General features: G+C 42.1%; 24 protein-coding genes and 1 pseudogene. 15 read left to right on the top strand and 10 right to left on the bottom strand.

Going from position 1 to position 21,934, the window contains the following annotated elements; translation table 11 throughout:
- Positions 1–209: 209 nt before the first annotated feature.
- The 5 genes from FTU72_RS14370 to FTU72_RS14350 form a co-directional block, all read right to left on the bottom strand.
- Positions 210–1,262: a porin gene (locus tag FTU72_RS14370; RefSeq protein ID WP_180012393.1), complete on the bottom strand. Its 1,053-nt coding sequence runs from the start codon at positions 1,260–1,262 to the stop codon at positions 210–212.
- A 336-nt stretch (positions 1,263–1,598) separates the two neighbouring features.
- Positions 1,599–2,012 carry an HIT family protein gene (locus tag FTU72_RS14365; protein ID WP_159124443.1) on the bottom strand — a complete coding sequence of 138 codons (414 nt, stop codon included), beginning with the start codon at positions 2,010–2,012 and terminating at the stop codon, positions 1,599–1,601.
- A gap of 31 nt (positions 2,013–2,043) precedes the next feature.
- On the bottom strand, positions 2,044–2,310 hold the full coding sequence (locus FTU72_RS14360; RefSeq protein WP_159124442.1) for a YARHG domain-containing protein: 267 nt from the start codon (positions 2,308–2,310) through the stop codon (positions 2,044–2,046).
- Positions 2,311–2,392: 82 nt separating this feature from the next.
- Entirely contained in the window at positions 2,393–3,265 is an 873-nt protein-coding gene (locus tag FTU72_RS14355) for an NAD(P)-dependent oxidoreductase (protein ID WP_166134859.1), read from the bottom strand.
- Positions 3,266–3,320: 55 nt separating this feature from the next.
- Entirely contained in the window at positions 3,321–4,418 is a 1,098-nt protein-coding gene (locus FTU72_RS14350; RefSeq protein ID WP_034171075.1) for an alpha/beta fold hydrolase, read from the bottom strand.
- Positions 4,419–4,560: 142 nt separating this feature from the next.
- On the opposite strand from FTU72_RS14350, the gene FTU72_RS14345 reads away from it, so the two are divergent.
- The 9 genes from FTU72_RS14345 to trpB all read left to right on the top strand — a co-directional run bounded on the left by FTU72_RS14345 (position 4,561) and on the right by trpB (position 12,269).
- Positions 4,561–5,748: an O-succinylhomoserine sulfhydrylase gene (locus FTU72_RS14345; protein ID WP_180053031.1), complete on the top strand. Its 1,188-nt coding sequence runs from the start codon at positions 4,561–4,563 to the stop codon at positions 5,746–5,748.
- Positions 5,749–5,776: 28 nt separating this feature from the next.
- Entirely contained in the window at positions 5,777–6,106 is a 330-nt protein-coding gene (locus FTU72_RS14340) for a YbaB/EbfC family nucleoid-associated protein (RefSeq protein ID WP_125279140.1), read from the top strand.
- Positions 6,107–6,119: 13 nt separating this feature from the next.
- Positions 6,120–6,716: a recombination mediator RecR gene (gene recR / locus FTU72_RS14335; RefSeq protein ID WP_125279141.1), complete on the top strand. Its 597-nt coding sequence runs from the start codon at positions 6,120–6,122 to the stop codon at positions 6,714–6,716.
- Positions 6,717–6,899: 183 nt separating this feature from the next.
- Positions 6,900–8,042, top strand: a complete 1,143-nt coding sequence (locus FTU72_RS14330; protein WP_180032195.1) for an HRDC domain-containing protein — start codon at positions 6,900–6,902, stop codon at positions 8,040–8,042.
- Between the two features lie 129 nt (positions 8,043–8,171).
- Positions 8,172–8,477 (top strand): YcgL domain-containing protein, encoded by a 306-nt coding sequence (locus FTU72_RS14325; protein ID WP_004783715.1) that lies wholly within the window; start codon positions 8,172–8,174, stop codon positions 8,475–8,477.
- A 21-nt stretch (positions 8,478–8,498) separates the two neighbouring features.
- A complete protein-coding gene (locus tag FTU72_RS14320; RefSeq protein WP_180003755.1) occupies positions 8,499–8,882 on the top strand; it encodes a hypothetical protein in 384 nt (127 codons plus the stop codon).
- A 21-nt stretch (positions 8,883–8,903) separates the two neighbouring features.
- Entirely contained in the window at positions 8,904–9,755 is an 852-nt protein-coding gene (locus FTU72_RS14315; protein WP_104426039.1) for a MoxR family ATPase, read from the top strand.
- A gap of 13 nt (positions 9,756–9,768) precedes the next feature.
- Positions 9,769–10,956, top strand: a complete 1,188-nt coding sequence (locus FTU72_RS14310; RefSeq protein WP_180012397.1) for a VWA domain-containing protein — start codon at positions 9,769–9,771, stop codon at positions 10,954–10,956.
- Between the two features lie 107 nt (positions 10,957–11,063).
- Positions 11,064–12,269, top strand: coding sequence for a tryptophan synthase subunit beta (gene trpB / locus FTU72_RS14305; RefSeq protein ID WP_179992995.1), 1,206 nt, complete (start codon positions 11,064–11,066; stop codon positions 12,267–12,269).
- A gap of 140 nt (positions 12,270–12,409) precedes the next feature.
- Here trpB and FTU72_RS14300 read toward each other — a convergent pair whose 3' ends face one another.
- The 3 genes from FTU72_RS14300 to FTU72_RS14290 form a co-directional block, all read right to left on the bottom strand.
- Complete coding sequence (locus FTU72_RS14300; protein WP_125279146.1) at positions 12,410–12,841, bottom strand: CBS domain-containing protein; 432 nt, start codon at positions 12,839–12,841, stop codon at positions 12,410–12,412.
- 100 nt (positions 12,842–12,941) lie between these two features.
- The gene (locus tag FTU72_RS14295; protein WP_034171083.1) at positions 12,942–13,316 is read right to left on the bottom strand and encodes a DUF2750 domain-containing protein; all 375 of its coding nucleotides are present in this window, start codon (positions 13,314–13,316) and stop codon (positions 12,942–12,944) included.
- Positions 13,317–13,472: 156 nt separating this feature from the next.
- On the bottom strand, positions 13,473–13,706 hold the full coding sequence (locus tag FTU72_RS14290; protein ID WP_034171084.1) for a hypothetical protein: 234 nt from the start codon (positions 13,704–13,706) through the stop codon (positions 13,473–13,475).
- 220 nt (positions 13,707–13,926) lie between these two features.
- Between FTU72_RS14290 and FTU72_RS14285 the strand changes: the two genes are divergently transcribed.
- Positions 13,927–14,289: a hypothetical protein gene (locus tag FTU72_RS14285; protein ID WP_081402667.1), complete on the top strand. Its 363-nt coding sequence runs from the start codon at positions 13,927–13,929 to the stop codon at positions 14,287–14,289.
- A 104-nt stretch (positions 14,290–14,393) separates the two neighbouring features.
- Positions 14,394–14,717 (top strand): hypothetical protein, encoded by a 324-nt coding sequence (locus FTU72_RS14280; protein WP_179992994.1) that lies wholly within the window; start codon positions 14,394–14,396, stop codon positions 14,715–14,717.
- On the opposite strand, the gene FTU72_RS14275 is transcribed toward FTU72_RS14280, so the two are convergent.
- Together FTU72_RS14275 and FTU72_RS14270 are read right to left on the bottom strand one after the other, a co-directional pair.
- Positions 14,641–16,218, bottom strand: a complete 1,578-nt coding sequence (locus FTU72_RS14275) for a pitrilysin family protein (protein ID WP_180025666.1) — start codon at positions 16,216–16,218, stop codon at positions 14,641–14,643. The two genes, FTU72_RS14280 and FTU72_RS14275, sit on opposite strands and share 77 nt — an antisense overlap.
- Before the next feature lie 11 nt (positions 16,219–16,229).
- On the bottom strand, positions 16,230–17,570 hold the full coding sequence (locus FTU72_RS14270) for a M16 family metallopeptidase (RefSeq protein ID WP_373685630.1): 1,341 nt from the start codon (positions 17,568–17,570) through the stop codon (positions 16,230–16,232).
- 232 nt (positions 17,571–17,802) lie between these two features.
- Here FTU72_RS14270 and ftsY point away from each other — a divergent pair, with 232 nt between their 5' ends.
- The 4 genes and pseudogenes from ftsY (at position 17,803) to FTU72_RS14250 (ending at position 21,413) form a co-directional block, all read left to right on the top strand.
- A complete protein-coding gene (ftsY, locus tag FTU72_RS14265) occupies positions 17,803–18,906 on the top strand; it encodes a signal recognition particle-docking protein FtsY (protein ID WP_179992991.1) in 1,104 nt (367 codons plus the stop codon).
- Between the two features lie 180 nt (positions 18,907–19,086).
- Positions 19,087–19,776 (top strand): annotated as a pseudogene (locus FTU72_RS14260) (nitroreductase family protein).
- 182 nt (positions 19,777–19,958) lie between these two features.
- Positions 19,959–20,552 (top strand): nitroreductase family protein, encoded by a 594-nt coding sequence (locus FTU72_RS14255; protein WP_179992990.1) that lies wholly within the window; start codon positions 19,959–19,961, stop codon positions 20,550–20,552.
- Positions 20,553–20,747: 195 nt separating this feature from the next.
- On the top strand, positions 20,748–21,413 hold the full coding sequence (locus FTU72_RS14250; RefSeq protein WP_166134835.1) for a DUF2057 domain-containing protein: 666 nt from the start codon (positions 20,748–20,750) through the stop codon (positions 21,411–21,413).
- The last annotated feature ends 521 nt before the right edge of the window (positions 21,414–21,934 follow it).

Here is a 21,934-nt window from a genome sequence, read left to right as displayed (position 1 = left end):
AATTACGCAAAATAATTCGGTACTATTAAACATCGGGACTAGAGTTTTAAGTTTTGTGTGGTAACTCAACTGATGGCTCTAGTCCTCTTATTTTTCAAGTCAATTTTTTATCCGCGATTCGGGTTAATTAAAATAGTCGGGATTAATTAAAAAATAAAAAAGAACCCGCATCAGGCAGGCTCTTTTCTAATATGAAATTGGGGAGGGCTTCAGAAGTCGTAACGCATACCGACCGATAGTCCGAAGCTGTCTTCACCACGTGCGCCAGCCACTGCATTGCTACGGCCTTGTGCCCAAGGTGTCAGATTTGAGTTTTCATCATTTAATACACTGGCCAGATTGCTGTAGATGCGGACTGCTGGGTCAAGACGATGTTCAATTCCAATCGCCAGTAAAGTAGCATTGGCATCATCGGCATCTACATCACGGTGAAAGACCTGTCCACGCAATGAGGTCTTGGCTGCTAATTTATATTCACCTGCGATGCCAAAGACCTGAGCATCAGGATTAACTTCGGTATTGTCATGCTGAAGGAACTGATACAGACCACCGAGTTTCAAGTCTGGCGTGATTTTGTAGGCACCTGCAATCCGGAAACCATCACGTTCACCACGACTGGCTTCTTCTTCATAATGTTCATATGCCGCTGCAAAATCAACTTTATCTTTTTGGTAGGTAAGGGCAACGTCATAAGCCTTATCTTTATCTTTTTCACCATCCTTAGATGCATCCGGGCTGTTGGCTTCATGTAGGGAAAGTGCACCCAGAACATTAAATCCATTGCCGAATTTTGGTGATTTATATTCAATGCTATTGGCATTACGTTCATCAAAACGCAGATTCCCTACACGGGTCACGTTACGTACATCGCCGACCATATCTCCAAAGAAGTTAACTGGACTGCGTGCCACTTTAAATGGACTATCGAAACGGCCGATCCTTGCCTGACCGAAATCACCTTTTAAACCGACGAAGGTATCGCGAGTAGCAAACTCGACATCATCATTTGCAGAGCCACTGGCAAAGTTAATTTCCTGCTCAATCTGGCCAAATACGGTCATGCCATTTTCAAGTGTCTGTTCAGCTTTAAATCCAAGGCGTGATGCATTGGAGGAAATTCCAACTTCATTATAATCTTGGCCATCATCTAGATAATCTAAAGACACATGTGCACGTCCATAGACTTTGACATCAGCAGCGACTGCCATGAGCGGTGTAAAAACGCTTGCCCCAATTGCGAAAATGCAAAGTGATTTTTTCATATAAAGCTCCAATCAGACTTTTTTAGGTCTTTTGAGGTGTATGCAGTAGCTCGGTCTTGGCTACCATCCTGTATTGGTGCTCAGTATTGAGGATGAATAAGTCAGTATGGTTAAGGAAATATTGCAGATCTATGAAATCTAAAAAGGGAGCAATTTTAATTTTTAAGATTCTGTGCAGGATTTTTTTGCTTTAGTTAACGCTGATCCAGTAGATGAGTAATGCGGTTTTAATAAAGTCATTTAAGAGGAATACTGTATTTATGAATGGTGATAAAAAATGAAAAATAAGGCATAAAAAATGGAGCCGAAGCTCCATTTTTAAGGACGAAGAATGAATTAAAGAGCAGCTTTAATTTTCTCTGCCAGTTGTTTGATTTTTTCCTGATCACCCATTTGTGCAGCATGTTTGCCGAGATTGTGCAAAGAGGTAGGTACCAGATGGAAATGAACATGCGGAACAGTCTGACCCGCCGCAGCGCCAGAGAGCTGCATGAGTACAATGCCATCTACACCTAAACCTTTTTCAATCGCTTTGGCAATTTTTTGCACCACCTGAATGGTATAGGCTGCAACTTCAGGATCCAGGTCAAGCAAGGTAATTGCTGGAGTTTTAGGAATGACCAGAGTATGACCATCGGCCTGTGGCATGATGTCCATAAATGCAAGAACTCGGTCATCTTCATACACTTTAATTGCTGGAAGTTCACCACGCAGAATTCGTGCAAAAATATTTTGGTCATCGTAAGTCATAAGTGCATTCCTTGAGCAGAATTGAATTGTATTATTTACAGTTCAATTCTTTCTGACGTTCTTTGATCGCGTCAAGACGTTGCTGCTCTTTTTCTGAAAATTTTGGCTTGGTTGTGTAGCAATTGTCATTAAACTTTGCTTTTGCTTCAGGATCCTTGAAACAGAAACCTTTTGATGCATAAATGACATCATGGTCATTTTTCAATTTTTTGCATTCCTGTTCAGATGCAAGAACCGATGTTGAAGCCCCAAACAAAGTTGCAGAACCGACGAGTGCTGCAACAAATAACTTATTCATAAGAGTTTCCTCAGTATCACTGCATGTGGCTAGTCTATAGTCACAATATTAGGTTTGTTTATTATTATTCAATGGCGAGATATTACTCAATGGTAATATTACTCCATGATTCATACATTTTTACAGCACTGGAAAAGTCACTATTTTTATCCGACAGATTGCTAGCAGCTTGCACCAGACTTTGACCTAAAGCGAGAAGTGGTACTGCCAGTTTGGCATCGCGCGCAAGATCAAGTGCAATGCCTGTATCTTTGGCTAAAAGAGGCAGGGCAAAGGTAACAGGGAAGCTACGGTTCAAAACACGCTGTGGTAAAACGGTTTCAGTCACATTGCTTTTACCGCTTGATGCATTGATACAATCCAGCGCTTCATTCAGGTCAACGCCGTGCGCTTTCAGTGTGGTAAAGCCTTCTGCTGCTGCACACAGGTTTACAGCCAGTAACATATTATTTACCGCTTTTACCGCAAAGCCGGCACCTGATGTGCCCACATGCTTGATCAATTTGCCAAACGCCTGCATCGCTGGCAGGGCTTTTTCAAAGCCTTCCGCATTACCGCCGACCATCACAGTCAATGTGCCATTTTCCGCACCAATGGTCTGGCCACTCACAGGCGCATCCAGGAAAATCACACCCTGTTCAGCAAGTGCTTCTTCTAAGCGTCGGGCAGCGTCAGGAACACCGCTGGTACAGTCTACCCAGATACTGCCAGCTTTAAGGCTGAGGCCTTGGACTAATGCTTCAACATCGGCACTGGTCGGCAGGCAGGAAAAAATAATATCTGCCTGAACTGCCTGTTCTAAAGCGACAGCTTGGGTGCCATATTCAGCAGCATGTTCTTCAGCCTTGGCAAAAGTACGGTTCCAGACATAAACTGTCTCAAAATGCTTGGGTAAATGCGCTGCCATGCGATAACCCATTGCGCCTAAACCAATAAATGCCACTGACTGAATCATGTCATACCCTCTGAATAAAATAATAAATACCTGAAAATTGCCGGCTCTTCCGGAATTAAGCATCTATCCGGGTTGAGCGTTGTGCCAGCCAGGTGGTCAGTTTCGGCCAGAATGTATTGGCTGTTTTCTGATTGGACATCAGTCCAAGATGACCACCCGGGATAAGAGTAAACGTCTTATCGGTACTACTTGTCAATTCCATCAAAGGTTTAGCTGACTGTTCTGTAACAATCTGATCGGTTTTCCCAGCCCCGACCAGTAAGGAACAGTTAATATTTTTTAGGTCAATCGTTCGGCCGTTTAAAGTCATTGAGCCATTTTTTAAAGGATTTTGCAGCCATAAGTGCAGCACCATGTCCTGATTGATTCCACCCGGATAATCAATCATCTTGTTCAAAAAATTGCCCATGGTGGCATGTTCATAGACATCTTCAACATTTTCCAGGTTCATCAAAAACTGCTTCTGGCTTTTAAACCAGCCAATCGGATCAAGGAGCTTAAATCCCAATGCATTGATGATGCCGGGCGAATGAATATATTCCTTAGGAATCAATCCTTGGTGAATCGCCTGTTGCAGGGTTTTATTTTTGGAAATGAGCTTGTTGGTGGTGCTAAAAAGCTTGCCAACGCGACCGGATGCATAACTGTCAATCGGGCTACCCAGTACAATCAGGTTTTTAACATGTTCAGGGGAATGTAGCGCAGTATAAAGCGTGACAAAAATTCCAGCCATACTCCAGCCATGCAAGGAAATAAACTGACTGCCTGAATGCGAGCAGATTCGTTCAATAGCCTGAGGAATCGCGCCGTCGATAAAAGACAGGAAATTCAAGTGACGGTGTTTATAACGGAAACGTTTCCATTCCACTAAATAGACATCAAAACCGCTATGCTGAAAATGCTTGACTAGTGAACGGTAAGGATACAGATCATAAATATCCATATTAATCGCAAGAGGGGCAACAAAGACTAACGGCTCACGGTACTTTTTTTCAGGCGCTGCATAATAGCGAATTTTGCAGAACTCAGTCGCAGCAATATATTCAAAGGGCGTTTTTTGCGAAAGAATCAGGGAAGACGAGTTAAATAACCGTGCATTCAGGTGTTTTAATTTTTTCTTCTGGCGTTGAATATTTTGTTTTAACTGAATCATGTAAATAATTTATCCGTATACAAAGGAGAATTGGTCGAAGTCTAAGCAATAATTGCTTATTATGCCTTGACCTGAAATAGCTTAGACGCTCAAAATGTTGGCAATTTTTTACAAAAGGCAGCCTTTGGGCTGAAGTAAAGTGATGAGCCAGCAAGACGATTTTAACTATCAATTAGAAACTTTAGCCATCCGTACCGGTCACACCCGCAGCTTCGAGGGTGAGCATAGTGAACCGATTTTTCTAACATCGTCATTTGTTTATGAAAATGCGGCTGAAGCCGCAGCGAAATTTTCAGGCCAGGAGCCGGGTAATATTTACTCTCGCTTTACTAATCCAACTGTTGCCATGTTTGAAAAGCGTCTGGCTGCCTTAGAAGGCGCAGAACGCGCTGTTGCGACCAGCTCTGGTATGGCTGCGATTATGGCAGTAGCGATGGCTTACCTGAAAGCAGGCGATCATGTCATCTGTTCACGCGCCGTATTTGGTTCAACAGTTTCTTTATTTGAAAAATACGTGGCTAAATTTGGTGTCGCAGTTGAGTTTGTCGATCTGACGGATCTGGATGCATGGAAAAATGCCATCAAGCCAGAAACCAAGTTACTTTTTGTTGAATCTCCGTCAAACCCACTGGCTGAAGTGGCAGATATTCAGGCTTTGGCAGATATTGCACATGCCAATGATGCATTGCTCGCGATTGACAACAGCTTCTGTACACCAGTGTTACAACAACCACTCAAATTTGGTGCAGACTTAGTCGTATATTCTGCGACTAAATATCTGGATGGCCAGGGTCGTGCACTCGGTGGCGCTGTGGCAGGTAACCACAAACTGCTTGAAGAAATTTTTGGTTATGTACGTACTACCGGTCCTTCTATGAGCCCGTTTAATGCCTGGGTATTCCTGAAAGGTCTGGAAACTTTACGCTTACGTATGCGTGAACATTCTGCTAATGCACAAAAACTGGCAGAGTTCTTAAATGCACATCCGAAAGTAGAAAAAGTTTACTATGCGGGTTTGCCTGAACATGTTGGTCATGAACTGGCAGCAAAACAACAAACCGGTTTCGGTGGTATCGTATCTTTCGAAGTGAAAGGCGGTCGTGAAGGTGCCTGGAAAGTAATTGACAATACCCAGTTCATTTCAATCACCGGTAACCTGGGTGATGTGAAATCAACGATTACTCATCCGGCAACTACGACGCATGGTAAATTGTCTCCAGAAGCCAAAGCAGCAGCGGGTATTCGTGAAGGTTTAATTCGCGTTTCTGTTGGTTTGGAAGAGATTGATGATATTATTCGCGACATTACACGCGGTTTAGATCTAATCTAATTTTATAAATATATGTTCGGAGATCTTTATGAACATTAATATGTTGATGCAGCAAGCACAGCGCATGCAAAAAGAAGTCGAAAACAACATGAAAAAAGCCAAAGAAGAGCTTGCGCAAACTGAAGTGCATGCTGAGGCTGGTGGCGGTCTGGTGAAAGTTACCATGACTTGCCGCAATGTGGTGAAACGTATCGAAATCAATCCTGAACTGTTACAGGACGATCCAGATATGATCGAAGATCTAATTGCAGCAGCGATGAATGATGCAGCGCGTCAAGCAGAAGCGATCTCTGAAGAGAAAATGAAATCTGCAAACTCAGGTATGGGCTTACCACCTGGTCTGGCTGGTTTATTCTAAGGAAGTATGCGCAATGTTTAGTGATCGTTTTGATCAACTGGTTCAAGCATTACGCATTTTGCCAAGCGTTGGGCCGAAATCGGCCCAGCGTATGGCTTTGCATTTAATCATGAAAAATCGTGAAGGGGCGATCGGTCTGGCACATGCCTTAACTGAAGCAACCGATCACATTCATGAATGCTCGATCTGCCATTCATTGACAGAAGATGAAGTCTGTAATATCTGTACCTCACTTGAGCGTGATGATGAACTGCTTTGTGTAGTAGAATCACCGGCAGATGTCATGGCAATTGAGCAAAGCGGCAGTTTCCGCGGTAAATATCATGTTCTGGGTGGTCATCTGTCACCTCTAGATGGAATCGGGCCTGAAGAAATCGGTATTCCGTATTTACTGCAACGCTTAAGTCAGGGACAGATCAAGGAAGTGATTCTGGCCACCAATGCGACTGTCGAAGGACAGGCAACTGCACATTATCTGGTTGAAGCCAGTAAACATTTACCTGTGCAAATGACGCGTATCGCTCAAGGGGTGCCTCAAGGCGGAGAACTGGAGTATGTCGATAGTCATACGTTGAGTCAGGCAGTGCATAACCGGATGCGAATTAAGTGAAATATTAATTATATTCTCTTAATATATAATATAAAAAAAATATTATTAAAAATATAAACTAGATAAGCTATATTCGAAAAATATGGAACAAAAAGTGTGATTTGGTTGTCATATTTTTATATAAAAATTCTATATATCGGGTAATATAGCTTCATCGAGCATCTAATTTTAGACTCAGTCTTTATGTTTCAATTTATTCAACATCAGCACGACTTAAATCATGTCCTGAATCTTATGGATCGAAATCCGGTCTATGGCCTGGATACAGAATTCATTAAGGTAGACACCTTGTGGCCAAAACTTGGTGTTTTTCAAATTAATGTCAATAACAATGTCTATTTGCTGGATGGAACAACACTGGATCTGAGTGAATTTCTGAATAAGATTTTTAATGCTCAACAGAATATTTTCCATGCCTGCAGTGAAGATATTGACCTGATTTATCATTACACCCAGAAAAAAGCCCTGAGCAATGTCTTTGATACACAGGTCGGCATGTCATTCCTCGGACATGGTTTGCAGGTCAGCTATCAGAATGCCTTGAAACAGATGCTGGATGTCGATATTGAAAAAGATCAGACCCGCTCTAACTGGCTGGCACGACCTTTAAGTTCTGAACAGTTACTGTATGCAGCCAATGATGTGCATTATCTGGTGCAGTTGTCGGATAAAGTCAAACAAGATCTGGAAAGCAAATATCTGCTCGATTTCGCTCTTGAAGATTGCCGTTTTTTGACCCATGAAATTGGTGAAGAAACGCCGACTGCCTTACTTTATCAGGATGTCGGTAATTATCGCCATTCACGCCATCAATTGATGCAGTTACAACAACTGGCTGTATGGCGTGAGCAGATTGCCAAGGCGTTGAATCAGCCACGCAGCTTCATTCTGAAAAACTCGACCATGATTGATCTGGTAGAGAAATTCCCGCGCAATAATTTCCAGCTCAGTCAGATGAAAGACATCCGGGCGAATATTGTCCGTGAACATGGCAAGACTATTCTGGATCTGTTGAAATTCCTGCCTGACCAAGCCGACTGGCCATTACGTCTGGCACGCCCAATCCGCCATTCATCCAGAGAGATTGGCGAGAAGGTTGAAACAATGATCCAGAATATATCCAATGAAATCTCCGTACCGAAAGAAGTGCTGATGCGCAAGAAATGGCTGAATGCCTTATATCAGCATATAGTATGTCATAAGGATGAACAGGATCTGCCAAACTACTTGCTCGGCTGGCGCTATGAGTTATTAACTCTGCCGCTAATTAAGGTATTGCATCAGGATGAGTCTTATCTGTCGACCCAGATGAAAGTGGTTGAGTGATTTTTACTGGATTGATTAAAGATAAAGCAATTATACAAAATCACGACTGATGCATTGGAGGCGGCTAATGTTTCTGTCGTTTTTTTGATGTATCCTTGCGATTGTTTTTTCAGAAAAGTCGTTTGAAACATGCAAGTGTCTATCTACAAATCTAGCAAAAAAGATGAAATGTATCTTTATGTGGCGCGTCCTGCAGATGAGAACGAAGCCGAAACATTTGAACCACTAGAGGTATTGGCTGAACCGGTACGTGTTGCTTTTGGTCGTGCGACTTTTGTCATGCATCTTGAATTGAGTGAATCGCGTAAACTGGCACGTGCCAATGTTTTACATGTGATGGATTCAATTTCTACTCGTGGTTTCTTCCTGCAAATGCCACCAGAAGGTTTGATTAACCCGAATGCGCCAGCGCCAGAAGGTCTTCGTGGGGCTTAAGCTCAGTTCAGGAGTTGTGAAATGAATGGTTTTGTAGCTGTATTGGACTCAATTCCTGACCAGAGTATTGCGTTTGCAGTGTATCTGCTGGGCAGTCTGATTGCGTTAGCCTGCTGGTATGGCGTGACCAAGCGCATGCCAAAGGCAATGGGCGGTTTTTTATGGTTGTTAGCCTTTGCCGTGCTATTAACCCCAACCGTTTCTGAAGGCAGTAATGCTTCAGTTGCACCTGCTATTTTCGGGCTGCTGTTTGGTATTCTGACCAAGGAATATGAACTCGTTTGGATTAATGCGTCACTTATTTTATTTGTCATTGGTATCGGGTCTGTGATTGGCTATTGCTGGTCGACCTATGCATCCAGTAAAACGGGTCTTGGGTCAAACAAGAAAAGTTCACCGCTGTAAATAAAAAAATAAGGTTCAATCATGTCTGCTGATATTCAACAATTCTCAGGTACGGATCAGTACATTGCCACTGACAGTTTAAAACTAGCTGTGAAAGCTGCGCGTAGTTTGCAAAAACCCTTGCTGGTTAAAGGTGAGCCGGGTACAGGTAAAACCTTGTTGGCTGAACAGGTGGCACAAAGCCTTGGACTGAAGCTGATTACCTGGCATATCAAATCAACGACCAAGGCACAGCAGGGCCTGTATGAATATGATGCGGTATCACGCTTACGTGATAGTCAGTTAGGTGATGATCGCGTTTATGACATCAAGAACTACATCAAGCCGGGTAAACTCTGGGAAGCATTTACCAGTGAAGAACGCTGTGTATTGCTGATTGATGAGATCGATAAAGCAGACATCGAGTTCCCAAATGACTTGCTGCATGAACTCGACAAGATGTCTTTCTTCGTTTATGAAACGGGTGAAACCATTACTGCTACCCAGCGTCCGATTGTCATCATCACTTCAAATAACGAGAAAGAGCTTCCAGATGCTTTCTTGCGCCGTTGTTTCTTCCACTATATCGAGTTTCCGGATGAAGCGACCATGCGTGAAATTATCGATGTGCATTTTGAGAATATTTCAGCAACGCTGGTGAATGAAGCTCTGCAAGTCTTCTTCAAGTTACGTCAGATTCCAGGCTTGAAAAAACCACCTTCAACTTCAGAACTGATCGACTGGCTAAGCCTACTCATGGCAGATGATATGCCGGAAGACATTTTAAGAAATACCGACAAGTCCAAAGCGATTCCGCCTTTGTACGGCGCGCTGATCAAAAATGAGCAGGATGTACAACTGCTTGAACGTCTAGCCTTTATGTCGCGTCGCTAAGGGAGAAACACGCATGTTTGTGCGATTGTTTTATACCCTCAGAAAATATGGCGTACCAGTTTCCACCCGTGAGCTGATTGATCTGAATCAAGCGGTGGCGGCAGGCGTGGTTTTTGCTGATCAGGGCGAGTTCTATCAGCTTGCTAAAACTGTGATGGTCAAAGACGAGCGCTACTTCGACAAGTTCGATCGCGCCATGAAAGATTACTTTGATGGTATCGCGACTTTTGATCTGGATGAACTGCTGAATCAGGTGCATAAACTACCCAAAGACTGGTTTGATCTGGAACTTCTGGAAAAGCACTTAACCCCTGAACAGCGTGAAGAACTGAAAAAAGCCGGATCGCTGGAAGAACTGATGAAAATGCTGGAAGAACGCTTGCGCGAACAGCATAAAAAACATCAGGGCGGGAATAAGATGATTGGTACTGGTGGCACATCGCCATTTGGTGCCTATGGTGATCATCCTGAAGGTGTGCGCATTGGCGGGCCGGGGCGTAAACGTTCCGCCGTCAAAGTCTGGGAACAGCGTCAATACCGTAATCTGGATGATGATCAGATTCTTGGTAGTCGTCATATGCAGATGGCACTGCGCCGTTTGCGTAAGTTCGCTCGTCAGGGTGCGGCTGAAGAACTGGACATTGATAGTACTATTCGTGAAACCGCCAAACAGGGGATTCTGGATGTGCAATTGGTGCCGGAGCGTCGTAACCGTATTAAAGTACTAATGCTGTTTGATATCGGTGGATCAATGGATGCGCATATCGCTCAGTGTGAAAAACTGTTTAGCGCCGCTAAGACCGAATTTAAGACTCTGGAATATTTCTATTTCCATAATTGTCTATACGACTATGTCTGGAAAGATAATGTCCGTCGTTCCAGCTCGCGCATGAATACCTGGGATCTGTTCAATACCTATGGACGGGATTACCGGGTGATTGTAGTGGGTGATGCCAGCATGGCACCCTATGAGTTGAACTCCGTCGGTGGTTCGGTCGAATATATGAATGATGAGGCAGGACAGGTCTGGTTACAGCGTCTGCGTCAGCATTTTGATAAAACCGCTTGGCTCAATCCTGAAGAAGAAAAATACTGGCATTACACGCATACTATTGGCCTGATTAAGCAAATCTTTGAAGATCATATGTTTCCAATGACCTTAAAAGGTATTGAGGATATGACCAAATATCTGGCGCGTTGATTCCATTTATCTATAAGTGACTTTATCTATAGTTATTAGTGCTTTAAAACGAATTATTCTAGTATAAAGTCACTTGTTATACCTTATTCCAATAATCAGGAATTATTATGGCTCATCAAATTAATGGTATTGCGTTGCCCAATGAAGAGGGTTTCTTTGGTCAATATGGCGGTCAGTTCATTCCACCGGATCTAAAACAGGCCATGGATGACATCAATGTTGCCTATCAGGAAATCCGTCAAACTGAAGAATTTCAAAATGAATTAAAAGACCTGTTTGCTAACTATGTCGGCCGTCCTAGCCCTTTGTTTCATGCTAAACGCCTTTCTGACCAGTTAGGTGGAGCACAGATCTATTTAAAACGTGAAGACCTGAATCATACCGGTGCACATAAAATCAATCACTGCCTGGGTGAAGCACTGCTGGCGAAATATATGGGTAAAACCAAAGTCATTGCAGAAACCGGTGCAGGTCAGCATGGTGTAGCATTGGCTACTGCATGTGCTTTGGTGGGTATTCCATGTGAAATTCATATGGGCCAGGTGGATATCGAAAAAGAACATCCAAACGTCGTAAAGATGAAAATCTTGGGTGCTAAGCTGATTTCTGTGACGCGTGGTACTGCGACCCTTAAAGATGCAGTCGACAGTGCTTTTGAAGAATACTTGAAAGATCCGAAAAACTATATCTATGCGATTGGTTCGGTGGTAGGACCGCATCCATTCCCAATGATGGTGCGTGATTTCCAGTCCATTATTGGCGATGAAATCAAGGTTCAAACCAATGAACGCTTCGGTGCAAACCCAGACTTTGTGGTGGCATGTGTGGGTGGTGGTTCAAATGCCATGGGGGCATTCACGGCATTCCTGAATGATCCAGAAGTGAAACTGGTGGGGGTAGAGCCTGCAGGTCATGGCTTAAATACTGATAAGCATTCCGCAACGCTGACTTTGGGTAAACCAAGCCAGTTGCATGGTATGGCCTGTTATGTACTCGAAGATGAGCAGGGTGAGCCTTTACCTGTGCATTCGATTGCTTCTGGGCTGGATTATCCAGGCGTAGGGCCACAGCACAGCCTGCTGAAAGATCTAGGTCGTGTGGAATACACTACAGCAACAGATCAGGAGTGTCTGGATGCCTTTATGACCCTGTCACGCGTTGAGGGAATTGTGCCAGCATTAGAAAGTTCACATGCAGTGGCTTGGGCAATTCGTGAAGCGGGTAAACTGCCTAAAGAGACTAAGATTGTAGTGAATCTTTCAGGTCGTGGTGATAAAGACTCTGACTATGTCGCAGAGAAACTCGGTCTTTAATTTGATCTAATAATCAAAAAATCCCAGTCTTAAGGCTGGGATTTTTTATATCTAATCTGGTTTTGATATGACATTGTCATTTGTTTGTAATGACATTTTGAGTTTGAATCTTAATTTACGTATTTAACTAAGAAAGAATTTTAGCCTGAAATATACTGTTGTAACTGATCAATCAGCTTACGTTGATCTTCCATTGCAGCTTTGACCAAGTCACCAATCGAAATCAGGCCAATCAGTTTGTCATTTTCAACTACAGGTAAGTGGCGTAAATGGCGGTCAGTCATTAATGCTAAGCAGTCTTCAACAGAAGTTGCAGAAGTCACGGTTATGACTTTAGGTGTCATAATTTCATTGACCGTGGTATCAAAAGAGGTTCTTTGCATCAATGCGATTTTACGGGTGTAATCACGCTCTGACAAAATGCCGACCACACTGTCTTCGTGGGTAACGACCAGCGCCCCGATTCCTTTTTCTGCCATCAGGCTAATTGCTTCTAAAACTGTAGAGTCTGGACGGATGGTATAAACTGCCTGATGTACTTTATCACCGAGCACTTGTGCTACGTTGGTCATTCTATTGAGTCCTTTTTATCTAATTATTATTAGTCCTAGAGTATGTATCCAGCTGAACATCTCTAGGTGTCTATTTTATGTCTTTATAAATAACATGTTTTTAGGCAAAGTGCAGTCTTTGTTGTGAAAAAAACAGGTGACGCATCTGTGGAATGGATAATTTTAGTTTAGTGCCATTGCCGCTACATAAAGTAGGTGTCACGGCTAGTCGGGACAGTGTAGGTAACAAGTTGTTTTCGAAATCTTCCGGGTTGATTCTACGGGGTACATAACCTGGCCAATGTTCCTTGGCATAATTTTTGGCATCCAGAGAATTAAGCCAGAATGGAAAAATATAATCTTCCTGATCACGCATCATCGCCCAACCCTGATGATAGACGCCCCACAAAACGCCGCAATACATCATAGATTTGAGGATGGTCAGCCTCAAAAGAAAGTTTTTACAAATCGGGTCGTATTGAATAATTTTTCGCATTGTCGTTAAAATAAAGTGCTATTAGAGTTCAGCTCTATTCTAGAAAGTTCCAGTGAAATTACTGTTTCAGCTTTGCAAGCAATCGTAATAAATTATGTCTTAATTGCAGTATTTCGAAAAAATGGCATAAAAAAACGTCACCGAGGTGACGTTTCTTCAGGCTTGCATGGTGGCCATGTTCTGCCAGTATTGTGCTTTGAGTGAATCTCGTTCTACACGAAAACCCTGATAATACAGTTCAGCTAAAAAGAGAGCTGCTTTACCGTGACCGGCGCGCGCTGCATCTTCTAATTGTTTTACTGCATCGACAAAGTTCATTTGCGATTGAATGGTATTCACTGCATCTGCATACAGATGTTCCAAATCATGTTGAGAGATATTCTGCATAATATAAAAACTCCTTAATTTTAATTATGATTTCGGATAGACTTTTAAGTCTAAATACAAATATAACTTAGTATTATTAAACTAATATTACAGAATAATGGAAAAGTCAACTATATCAGCTTTCCTGTTTACTTAATTTATAGTTTGTACGATCAAACTATACACACTTGGAAGTTTGGTTGGTATAGATTTTAACAATAGAACAAAAGAAAAGGAGAACAACATGATGCAAAGAACTCTTGAAGGGCTCAGTTTTGATATGCCCCCAACAGCCAGTCAGATTACAGAATTGGCGCATGTACACCGTAAAAAACTGGATGAGGCAATTTATGACAAATATACCCATCTAGGTGATTACAGTCTGGCTCAACGTAAAGAAGTTTATGATTTTACCCGCGCTCTGGACGAAACCCAGCGTGCAGAGTTTTATAGTCACTATAATGATGAATTGGTCCGAATTGCAGATGAAGATCGACTGCATCCACCTGAAGCAGAAGCCGGCTTAAGCAAGTTTGCAATTTTACTGGTTTTAGGTCTGGTGGCTATGGTCATTGCCTGGAGTGTGTACGAATTGTTGAAATCCTAACCGATTTATAGTCATATCGAGATGTGTATTTATACTGGTCATTCAATCTTTGACTTGAACTTCATGGGGCCCAGCCATACACTAGCTGCAACTTGAGGTAGTGTATGGCTATAGATAGCAAAAAATTAAGCAATTTTCTGAATAAAATTAAGCTTGAACAAATTTATAATGCGGTTGTTATTTTTATTGTGGCATTAATTTTATGTCTGGCTACATTTGCCATTTATCGTCCACTGACGACTTCTCAATTTAATTTACTTCAGCAACTTGCAGAACAGCAGAGCTTACCCCAAACACAGGATATGGCTCAAACTTTGCTGCAACAGCAACGCATCCATCGCGGTCAATATCTTAAATTGATGCAGGCGTATCAACAGGAATCTCTACGGGCTCGTCAGCTTCCGCCGGTTTCTGTGGAGATGCCTTAGGTATTGGAATCGTATTCGGCAGTGGTGTAGAAGGATCTAACAGGTTCTGTTCCAATCGTAGTTTTAATGCTTCTTTATCTAATTCTTGACTTACCACGACCAGTGTCAAGCGTTCTGGATGCAGATGTTTGCGCACGGCATTTTGCACATCTGCTGCGGTAATTTTGGCTAGACGTTCTGGATAGCGTGATAGATAGTCGGCTTGCTCTGCATAAAAGCCCATCGTGCCTAACTGGGCATTGATCGTGGCATTGCTGCTGTAATTATTCGGAAATGCTCTTAACATCCCGGCCTTGGTTTCTTCCAGGCGCTTAGTATCAATTGGCTGATTTACAAAGTTGATAAAAGCTTGATGTGCGACCTGAATGCTATCCAGTAATTGATCTTGTCTAGTGGAATAACGGAAGCTAAATATACCGGGTGCCTGACTAAAGCTGAATGTACTATAGGCACCATAGGTATAGCCACGTTTTACCCTTAATTCCTGCATCAGTACTGCATTAAAGCCGCTACCACCAAACATGCGGTTGGCTACTTCCAGAGCAAGCCGATCTTCAGTAAAACGGTTTGGTCCTAAGTGGCCGAAGGTCACATGTGCTTGGGATGAGTTATAAGGCAAATGCACAATATCAAAACCCGATTTTTCCTCAGGATTAGCTAATGCAACTGCTTTGTGTCCTTGAGGCAAATTGCCTGCAATTCGTTCAGAAAGTCCCAGTGCCTGTTTAGGACTGAGTTTGCCGGTAATGGCAATATTCATGTTTTGTGCCACCAGAAACTGATCACGAAATTTTTTCAGTAAATCTGCTGTGATTTTTTTGGTACTGCCAATCGTGCCGGTAATGGGTTCGGCATAAGGGTGTTGGTCATACAATGCCCGATAAAACCGGATATCCATCAGTTTGCTTGGATTTTCCTGAAGCTGTTTTTGTCCTACTTGAGTATTGCTGAGTGCTAATTGAATACTGGAAGGCTTGAATGTAGCATTTTTGAGAACTTCCATCATCATGCCCAAAGCAGGTTCCATTTTCTTGGGATCTGACAAAGTTCGCAGGCGAACGACAAACATATCGCGATAAGCCTGTACGCTAAATTGTGCGCCTGTGGCATCAAAGACTGAAGCTACCTGTGCGGCCGTATATTTATCTGTTCCTTCGCGCATCAGTTTGGCTGCTGTGCTGGATAAGCCAAATAAACCTTTAGCAATTTCCTGATCTCGTGCTGATCCGGCATTAAAGGTCAGTTGAATATCGACCATAGGTAAATCACGGGTTTCAACAAATAAAGTGCGAACTTTGTAGTGATTATTCAGGTCATGAATAAAAGGTGCTTGAAATGCCTGCTTTTGATTAATGTTTTTTAAACTTTGCAGGAGAGGGATCGCTTGTAGCTGACTGGGATTATCATTCAGATCAGGTTGGGTATCTAAATAATTTTCTGCCCAAAGGCTTGAACTGAGGCTTAAGCTGGTTAAAAGGATAAGAGAGCGAACTTTAGACATTGTAATAACCATTATTGAGCTTTCTGTTCAGGCAAAAGGTAGAGCGTACTTAAATTTTCACGGACAAAATAGGCATTAGCAACCCGCTGAATATCCTCTGCACGGACACTGTCATAATGCTGAGGCAGTTCATCCATCAGGCGGTAACTCAATCCGTTTACTTCAAGGTTTCCAATCATTTTGGCCTGTCCGCTCAGACTGTCCTGACTATAAATCAGATTTGAAATAAAGCGTGTGCTGATCCGTGCCAGTTCATACTCAGAAATAGCTTCAGTTTTTAATAAATCAATTTCTTTCTGGATGGCCGTTTGTGCTTCTGCCAGGTTAACGCCTGGAGCCGGAAGTGCGGAAATACCAAACAGGCTATCTCCACGGTTATAAGGATCATAGGATACACTCACAGAAGTAAGCACTTTGCGGTCGCGAACCAGACGATCCTGCAACCGAGAAGAAATCCCACTATCCAGCAGGCTGCGAATAATGGTTAGAGCATAGGCATCTTGAGGATTCTTGGCGGTAGCTAGAGATTTCACATTCCAGGTCATATACAGATTAGGCACCTGAACATTGCTCTCAATTTCCATATGACGATAGCCTAAGCGCTCAAACTCGAGTACATCATTACGTGAGGGTGTGGGACGCGCCGGAATATCACCGAAATATTTCTGTACCTGAACGAGAGCTTCTTGCACATCTAAATCACCGACAATCACCAGAATGGCATTATTCGGGCTATACCAGTCTCGATACCATTTTTTAACATCACTCAGCTGAATATTATTAAGCGTTTTCATGTGACCAATCACGGGCTGACGATAGTGACTGGTGGGATAACTGATCCATCTAAAGCGTTCAAATGCCTGGGCACGCGGATTATCATCAGTACGCTGACGCCGTTCTTCCATTACCACTTTAATTTCCGGATCAAAATCTTGCTGGCGTAACAACAGGTTTTTCATACGGTCAGATTCAAGTTCTAGCGCCATCGGAAAATAGGCTTTGGGATAGAGCTGATAATAGTTCGTGTAATTGGTAAAGGTTGCGGCATTAATACTGCCGCCATAAATCCGGCTTAATCGGGTAAATTCATCATTGGGAACCTTGCTTGTGCCTTTAAACATCATGTGTTCCAAAGCATGAGATACACCGAGAATATTGCCGGACTCATCACTACTGCCGACTTTATACCAGATCTGTGTCATCACCATCGGGGAGCGATGATCTTCCCGGATAATGACTTTTAAGCCATTACCTAAATATGTTTCGATGGTGGTGCGGGATAATTCACTCTGGGTTGCGGCATGTACGGGGTTAAAACCGAAACTCAGGAGGAGTACAGCGGCTGGAGAAATCCGTTGTTTAATGATTCTGGATAAGGAGGAGATAGCAAAAAAAGATAGGGACACAAAGTCTTCCAATGAATAGATATTTGTATTTAGGATTATTTTTCAGAAATCTTGTATTGAAAGCAACCAAACACTGTTATTTTTTGGTTGTTTATTCATGGATTGGATTGCCCGCTCAAAACACTGCAAGTTATGCTAGAATTCAATTTTTTAACGCAATGCTTTTCAAGGATTCGGCATGCAACAGCAATCTAATGGGCAAAACAAATTTTTGATTGATGCTGATATCGGAGATGATGATGTCACATTACCGAGTTTACCTGCGGTTAATGTGCCGATTGTAGAAACACCAAGCACAATTGCTGAAGTTTCTGCACCTGTAGCGACAGAAGCTCAGGAAGAAGAACCTGCTACAAAAGGCGGTTTCTTTAGCCGTATGAAAGAGGGTTTAACCAAAACCCGTAAAAATCTTGCCGATGGGATGGTCAATATCCTGATTGGTGGCAAAGAAATTGACGATGAATTATTAGAAGAAGTTGAAGAACAGCTTTTGGTTGCAGATATCGGTGTTGATGCAACTAAAACAATTATTGCCAATTTGACTGAACGTACCGCACGCGGTGACCTGATTTATTCTCACTCGCTGTATAAAGCACTTCAGGAAGAACTGGTGGCTCTGCTGGCTCCGCGTGTTAAACCGCTGCATATCGATTCAAACAAAAATCCTTATGTAATTCTGGTCGTGGGTGTAAATGGTGTAGGTAAAACCACGACCATTGGCAAGCTCGCAAAACGTCTGCAAGGCGAAGGTAAAAAAGTCATGCTGGCTGCGGGTGATACTTTCCGTGCTGCTGCAACTGAGCAGTTACAGATCTGGGGTGAACGCAACAATATCGCCGTCGTAGCCCAAGGTCATGGTGCTGACTCTGCTTCAGTCATTTTTGATGCTTTTGAAAGTGCACGTGCCAAAGGTGTGGATGTTTTAATTGCAGATACTGCAGGCCGTCTGCATAACAAAGGTCATCTGATGCAGGAATTGACCAAAGTTAAACGTGTGATGCAGAAGATTGATGCGACTGCGCCACATGAAGTGATGCTGGTGGTGGATGCCGGTACAGGACAGAATGCCATTAATCAAGTTGAAATGTTTGATGAAGCAGTAGGTTTAACGGGTTTAACCATTACCAAGCTGGATGGTACTGCAAAAGGTGGTGTGCTGTTTAATATTGCCAGCCGTACCCATGTACCGATTCGCTTTATCGGTGTAGGTGAGAAAATTGATGACTTACGTCCATTCTCGGCAAAATCATTCGTTGCTGCATTGTTTGAAACTGAAAAATAATTAATGCGACTTGCGTCACATAAACTCCGCTAAATGCGGAGTTTTTTGTTTTTAAGGAGTTTGAATGCTCTAAAAAGCAGCATAAAAAAATAGCAAATCCTGCCTGCCTGAATAAACCCATTATAATTGTATGGGATTTTCCTGGTGATTGAAGTTCAGGCTATATGTAGAGGGTAGAAAATGGCATTACTCAATAAAATTGGGCAGGTATTAACAACTGACCTGACTAAGGATTTTAAATTTCCTAAAAAAAGTAAAGCAGTTGAAAATTTAGAATTCACTTTTGTTGAGAAATTAAAAAAGTGCCGTGGGACCTATCAGCTAGGTAAGCGTGTGCATTACAGTCAGGCTTATCTGACCGAGCTGATTCAGGAAGCTGTGCATAGTTGTCCTTCAGCCTATAATTCACAAAGTGCACGCATTATCGTGCTATTTGCCGATTCACATCATCAATTCTGGAACATTGTGAAAGATGTTCAACGCCAGCATGTGCCGGCATCGGTCTACGAGGGGATTAGAATCAAGCTGGATCAATGTGCAAATGCCTATGGTACGATTTTATTCTATGAAGATCAGCGCGCCATTCAATAATTACAGAAGAAAGTTCCATTTAGTGCTGATGATTTTCCACTATGGTCAGAGCAGACTTCCGGCATGGTACAATTTGCTGCGTGGACTGCGCTGGCAGATGCTGGTCTAGGTACTTCTTTGCAACATTATAATGCGCAGATCAATCACCCTGTAGCTGAGCATTTTAAGATTGATGAAAACTGGTTGCTACGTGCTCAGCTCTGTTTCGGTTCAATTGAAGAAGCAATAGAAGATAAAATTGAGTCTGTAAACCCAGACAGCTTCCAGGTATTTAGCTAAGACCTGTGATTCTTGAAATTAGTATGTGCTAAGGTGACTGATACAAAGGATCAACCTTAACATCTCTGAGAATGTTCTATAAATAAAACACATTGTTATCGAAATAAGACTGTTTTAGGCAGTGAAAATGCTTAAGATGATCTTATCGGTTTTAAATAATCAGAATAGAACGAGGTGAGATCATGGCATTCCTAGATCATATTAAAAAACGCCGTAGTATTTATGCCATTGGGAAAAATGTCAGCCTGGATCAGGCAGAAATTGAGAACATCATTAAAGAGGCGGTGAAACATAGTCCATCATCTTTTAACTCGCAATCCTCACGCGTGGTGATTTTGTTTGGTCAATCACATGATACTTTCTGGCATATTGTGCGTGAAACTTTACGCGACCTGGTGTCAGCAGATGCTTTTGAGGCTACCAATAGCAAAATAGATGGTTTTGCGGCAGGTTATGGAACTGCACTGTTTTATGAAGACCAGAATGTCATTAAAGGAATGCAAGAAAAATTTGCGCTGTATGCAGATAATTTCCCGATCTGGTCAGAGCATGCCAGCGGTATCGCTCAGTTTGCAACCTGGACAGCTTTGGCTGAACATAATGTTGGTGCATCACTACAGCATTACAATCCGATCATTGATGAAGAAGTGGCGCAAACTTTCAGTATTCCATCGAACTGGAAGCTTCGTGCTCAATTGGTATTTGGTTCAATCGAAGCCCCTCCAGGTGAAAAAACCTTTATGGATGATGCAGAACGATTTAAGACCTTTGCATAATCGATTTAGAGATGAGAAAGAAGTACTGTTAAGTACTTCTTTTTTTATGTGTGATATAGCAGAAATCAGAAGATAGATAGTCTGATAAATGCTGAGTAAAGTACTGTAGAGACAAAGCATTTGTCATAGAATTGTCATTTATACACGGCATAGTGCAATGAAAATTTTATATATTAACCAGAATGAGTGAGTGACATGGATTTACGTATCACAGCAGCTGTAGTTGCATTATTGAGCAGCACATCAGCTTTTTCAGCCGTGACATTAACCGTACCTGAAGAAATCAAGATAATCGCAGTGAATGATCAGGAAGTACGTTCAGGTCTATTACGCTCAGATCAAACTTATAAACTGGATGCTGGTACGAATGCGATTAGTGTTCGCTATACTGAATTTTTCCAGCACAATGACAATTCTCATGACATTTTAAAATCTGGCGTAGTAACTGTAAAAACTCCAGAACTTAAAGATGGTGAAGCTTATAAATTGGCTTTAATTAACGCGCCTAAAAATTTTGATGAAGCGAAAAAATATAAAGATCAGCCAATTATTGGTTTATATGATGCAAAAAATCAGCTTCTGGTTCAGCAGGCGGGAGCAAAAGATGCAGCGAAACCATTACTAGGGCAAAGCGTTTTAGGAAAATCTGTGGATTTGACAACGAATAAAGTAATAACTCCAACAAATCAGCCGGCAGCGGTCTACACTCAAACTGCAAGTACACCGAATATTGCTACTGCAAACGTTCAGGAAAATGCATCAGTTGGTCAGCTTGATCAGCAATTAATTCAGTTATGGAAGCAGGCATCTAAAGCTGAACGACAAAAATTTATGAATTGGCTTGGCGAGCAGGAAAATTAAAATTTATTGTTCAATATTAAAAGGGATCGTATGCAACGATCCCTTTTAATAAAAACTAAACCAGTCGAAATTCACATTTGCTTAAAATTTCAGGCCAAAAGTGACTGGAAAAAAGCATTAAAACTGCTAAAAATAGCAATTCAGATTAAAAAATAAACGTACAATGCGCTTTTTTGAATATTTTTAAGAAAAGCTCTTGCACTGGTTCGGAAACTGTATAGAATACGCAGCACACCAACGCAATGCATGAAACGAAACGTTAAGTGGTTGGGTTGGAGCTTAAAACTGACGAGGTTTTAAGTAAGATCATTAAGAGATTATGAAGAACAACTTGTGTGGATTTTTACTGGTTGATTGATCGAAATTATTTTCATTGATTGAATGGTAGAAATTGCTCGAAGTTTATTTGAGAAATATTTGTCAGAAAATTGATGAGCCAAGTTTAAGAACTTTACTTATAAAGTTCGAAATGATTTTAACTGAAGAGTTTGATCATGGCTCAGATTGAACGCTGGCGGCAG

It is taken from the genome of Acinetobacter sp. YH12137 (genome assembly GCF_013418535.1).
Classification (GTDB): Bacteria; Pseudomonadota; Gammaproteobacteria; order Pseudomonadales; family Moraxellaceae; genus Acinetobacter.
This window is presented reverse-complemented; position numbering and strand designations above follow the sequence as displayed.

Bases quoted from the DNA above. Each gene is read 5' to 3' on its own strand.
- FTU72_RS14370 (WP_180012393.1), bottom strand. From the start codon at position 1,262: ATGAAAAAATCACTTTGCATTTTCGCAATTGGGGCAAGCGTTTTTACA.
- FTU72_RS14365 (WP_159124443.1), bottom strand. From the start codon at position 2,012: ATGACTTACGATGACCAAAATATTTTTGCACGAATTCTGCGTGGTGAA.
- FTU72_RS14360 (WP_159124442.1), bottom strand. From the start codon at position 2,310: ATGAATAAGTTATTTGTTGCAGCACTCGTCGGTTCTGCAACTTTGTTT.
- FTU72_RS14355 (WP_166134859.1), bottom strand. From the start codon at position 3,265: ATGATTCAGTCAGTGGCATTTATTGGTTTAGGCGCAATGGGTTATCGC.
- FTU72_RS14350 (WP_034171075.1), bottom strand. From the start codon at position 4,418: ATGATTCAGTTAAAACAAAATATTCAACGCCAGAAGAAAAAATTAAAA.
- FTU72_RS14345 (WP_180053031.1), top strand. From the start codon at position 4,561: ATGAGCCAGCAAGACGATTTTAACTATCAATTAGAAACTTTAGCCATC.
- FTU72_RS14340 (WP_125279140.1), top strand. From the start codon at position 5,777: ATGAACATTAATATGTTGATGCAGCAAGCACAGCGCATGCAAAAAGAA.
- recR (WP_125279141.1), top strand. From the start codon at position 6,120: ATGTTTAGTGATCGTTTTGATCAACTGGTTCAAGCATTACGCATTTTG.
- FTU72_RS14330 (WP_180032195.1), top strand. From the start codon at position 6,900: ATGTTTCAATTTATTCAACATCAGCACGACTTAAATCATGTCCTGAAT.
- FTU72_RS14325 (WP_004783715.1), top strand. From the start codon at position 8,172: ATGCAAGTGTCTATCTACAAATCTAGCAAAAAAGATGAAATGTATCTT.
- FTU72_RS14320 (WP_180003755.1), top strand. From the start codon at position 8,499: ATGAATGGTTTTGTAGCTGTATTGGACTCAATTCCTGACCAGAGTATT.
- FTU72_RS14315 (WP_104426039.1), top strand. From the start codon at position 8,904: ATGTCTGCTGATATTCAACAATTCTCAGGTACGGATCAGTACATTGCC.
- FTU72_RS14310 (WP_180012397.1), top strand. From the start codon at position 9,769: ATGTTTGTGCGATTGTTTTATACCCTCAGAAAATATGGCGTACCAGTT.
- trpB (WP_179992995.1), top strand. From the start codon at position 11,064: ATGGCTCATCAAATTAATGGTATTGCGTTGCCCAATGAAGAGGGTTTC.
- FTU72_RS14300 (WP_125279146.1), bottom strand. From the start codon at position 12,841: ATGACCAACGTAGCACAAGTGCTCGGTGATAAAGTACATCAGGCAGTT.
- FTU72_RS14295 (WP_034171083.1), bottom strand. From the start codon at position 13,316: ATGCGAAAAATTATTCAATACGACCCGATTTGTAAAAACTTTCTTTTG.
- FTU72_RS14285 (WP_081402667.1), top strand. From the start codon at position 13,927: ATGATGCAAAGAACTCTTGAAGGGCTCAGTTTTGATATGCCCCCAACA.
- FTU72_RS14280 (WP_179992994.1), top strand. From the start codon at position 14,394: ATGGCTATAGATAGCAAAAAATTAAGCAATTTTCTGAATAAAATTAAG.
- FTU72_RS14275 (WP_180025666.1), bottom strand. From the start codon at position 16,218: ATGTCTAAAGTTCGCTCTCTTATCCTTTTAACCAGCTTAAGCCTCAGT.
- ftsY (WP_179992991.1), top strand. From the start codon at position 17,803: ATGCAACAGCAATCTAATGGGCAAAACAAATTTTTGATTGATGCTGAT.
- FTU72_RS14255 (WP_179992990.1), top strand. From the start codon at position 19,959: ATGGCATTCCTAGATCATATTAAAAAACGCCGTAGTATTTATGCCATT.
- FTU72_RS14250 (WP_166134835.1), top strand. From the start codon at position 20,748: ATGGATTTACGTATCACAGCAGCTGTAGTTGCATTATTGAGCAGCACA.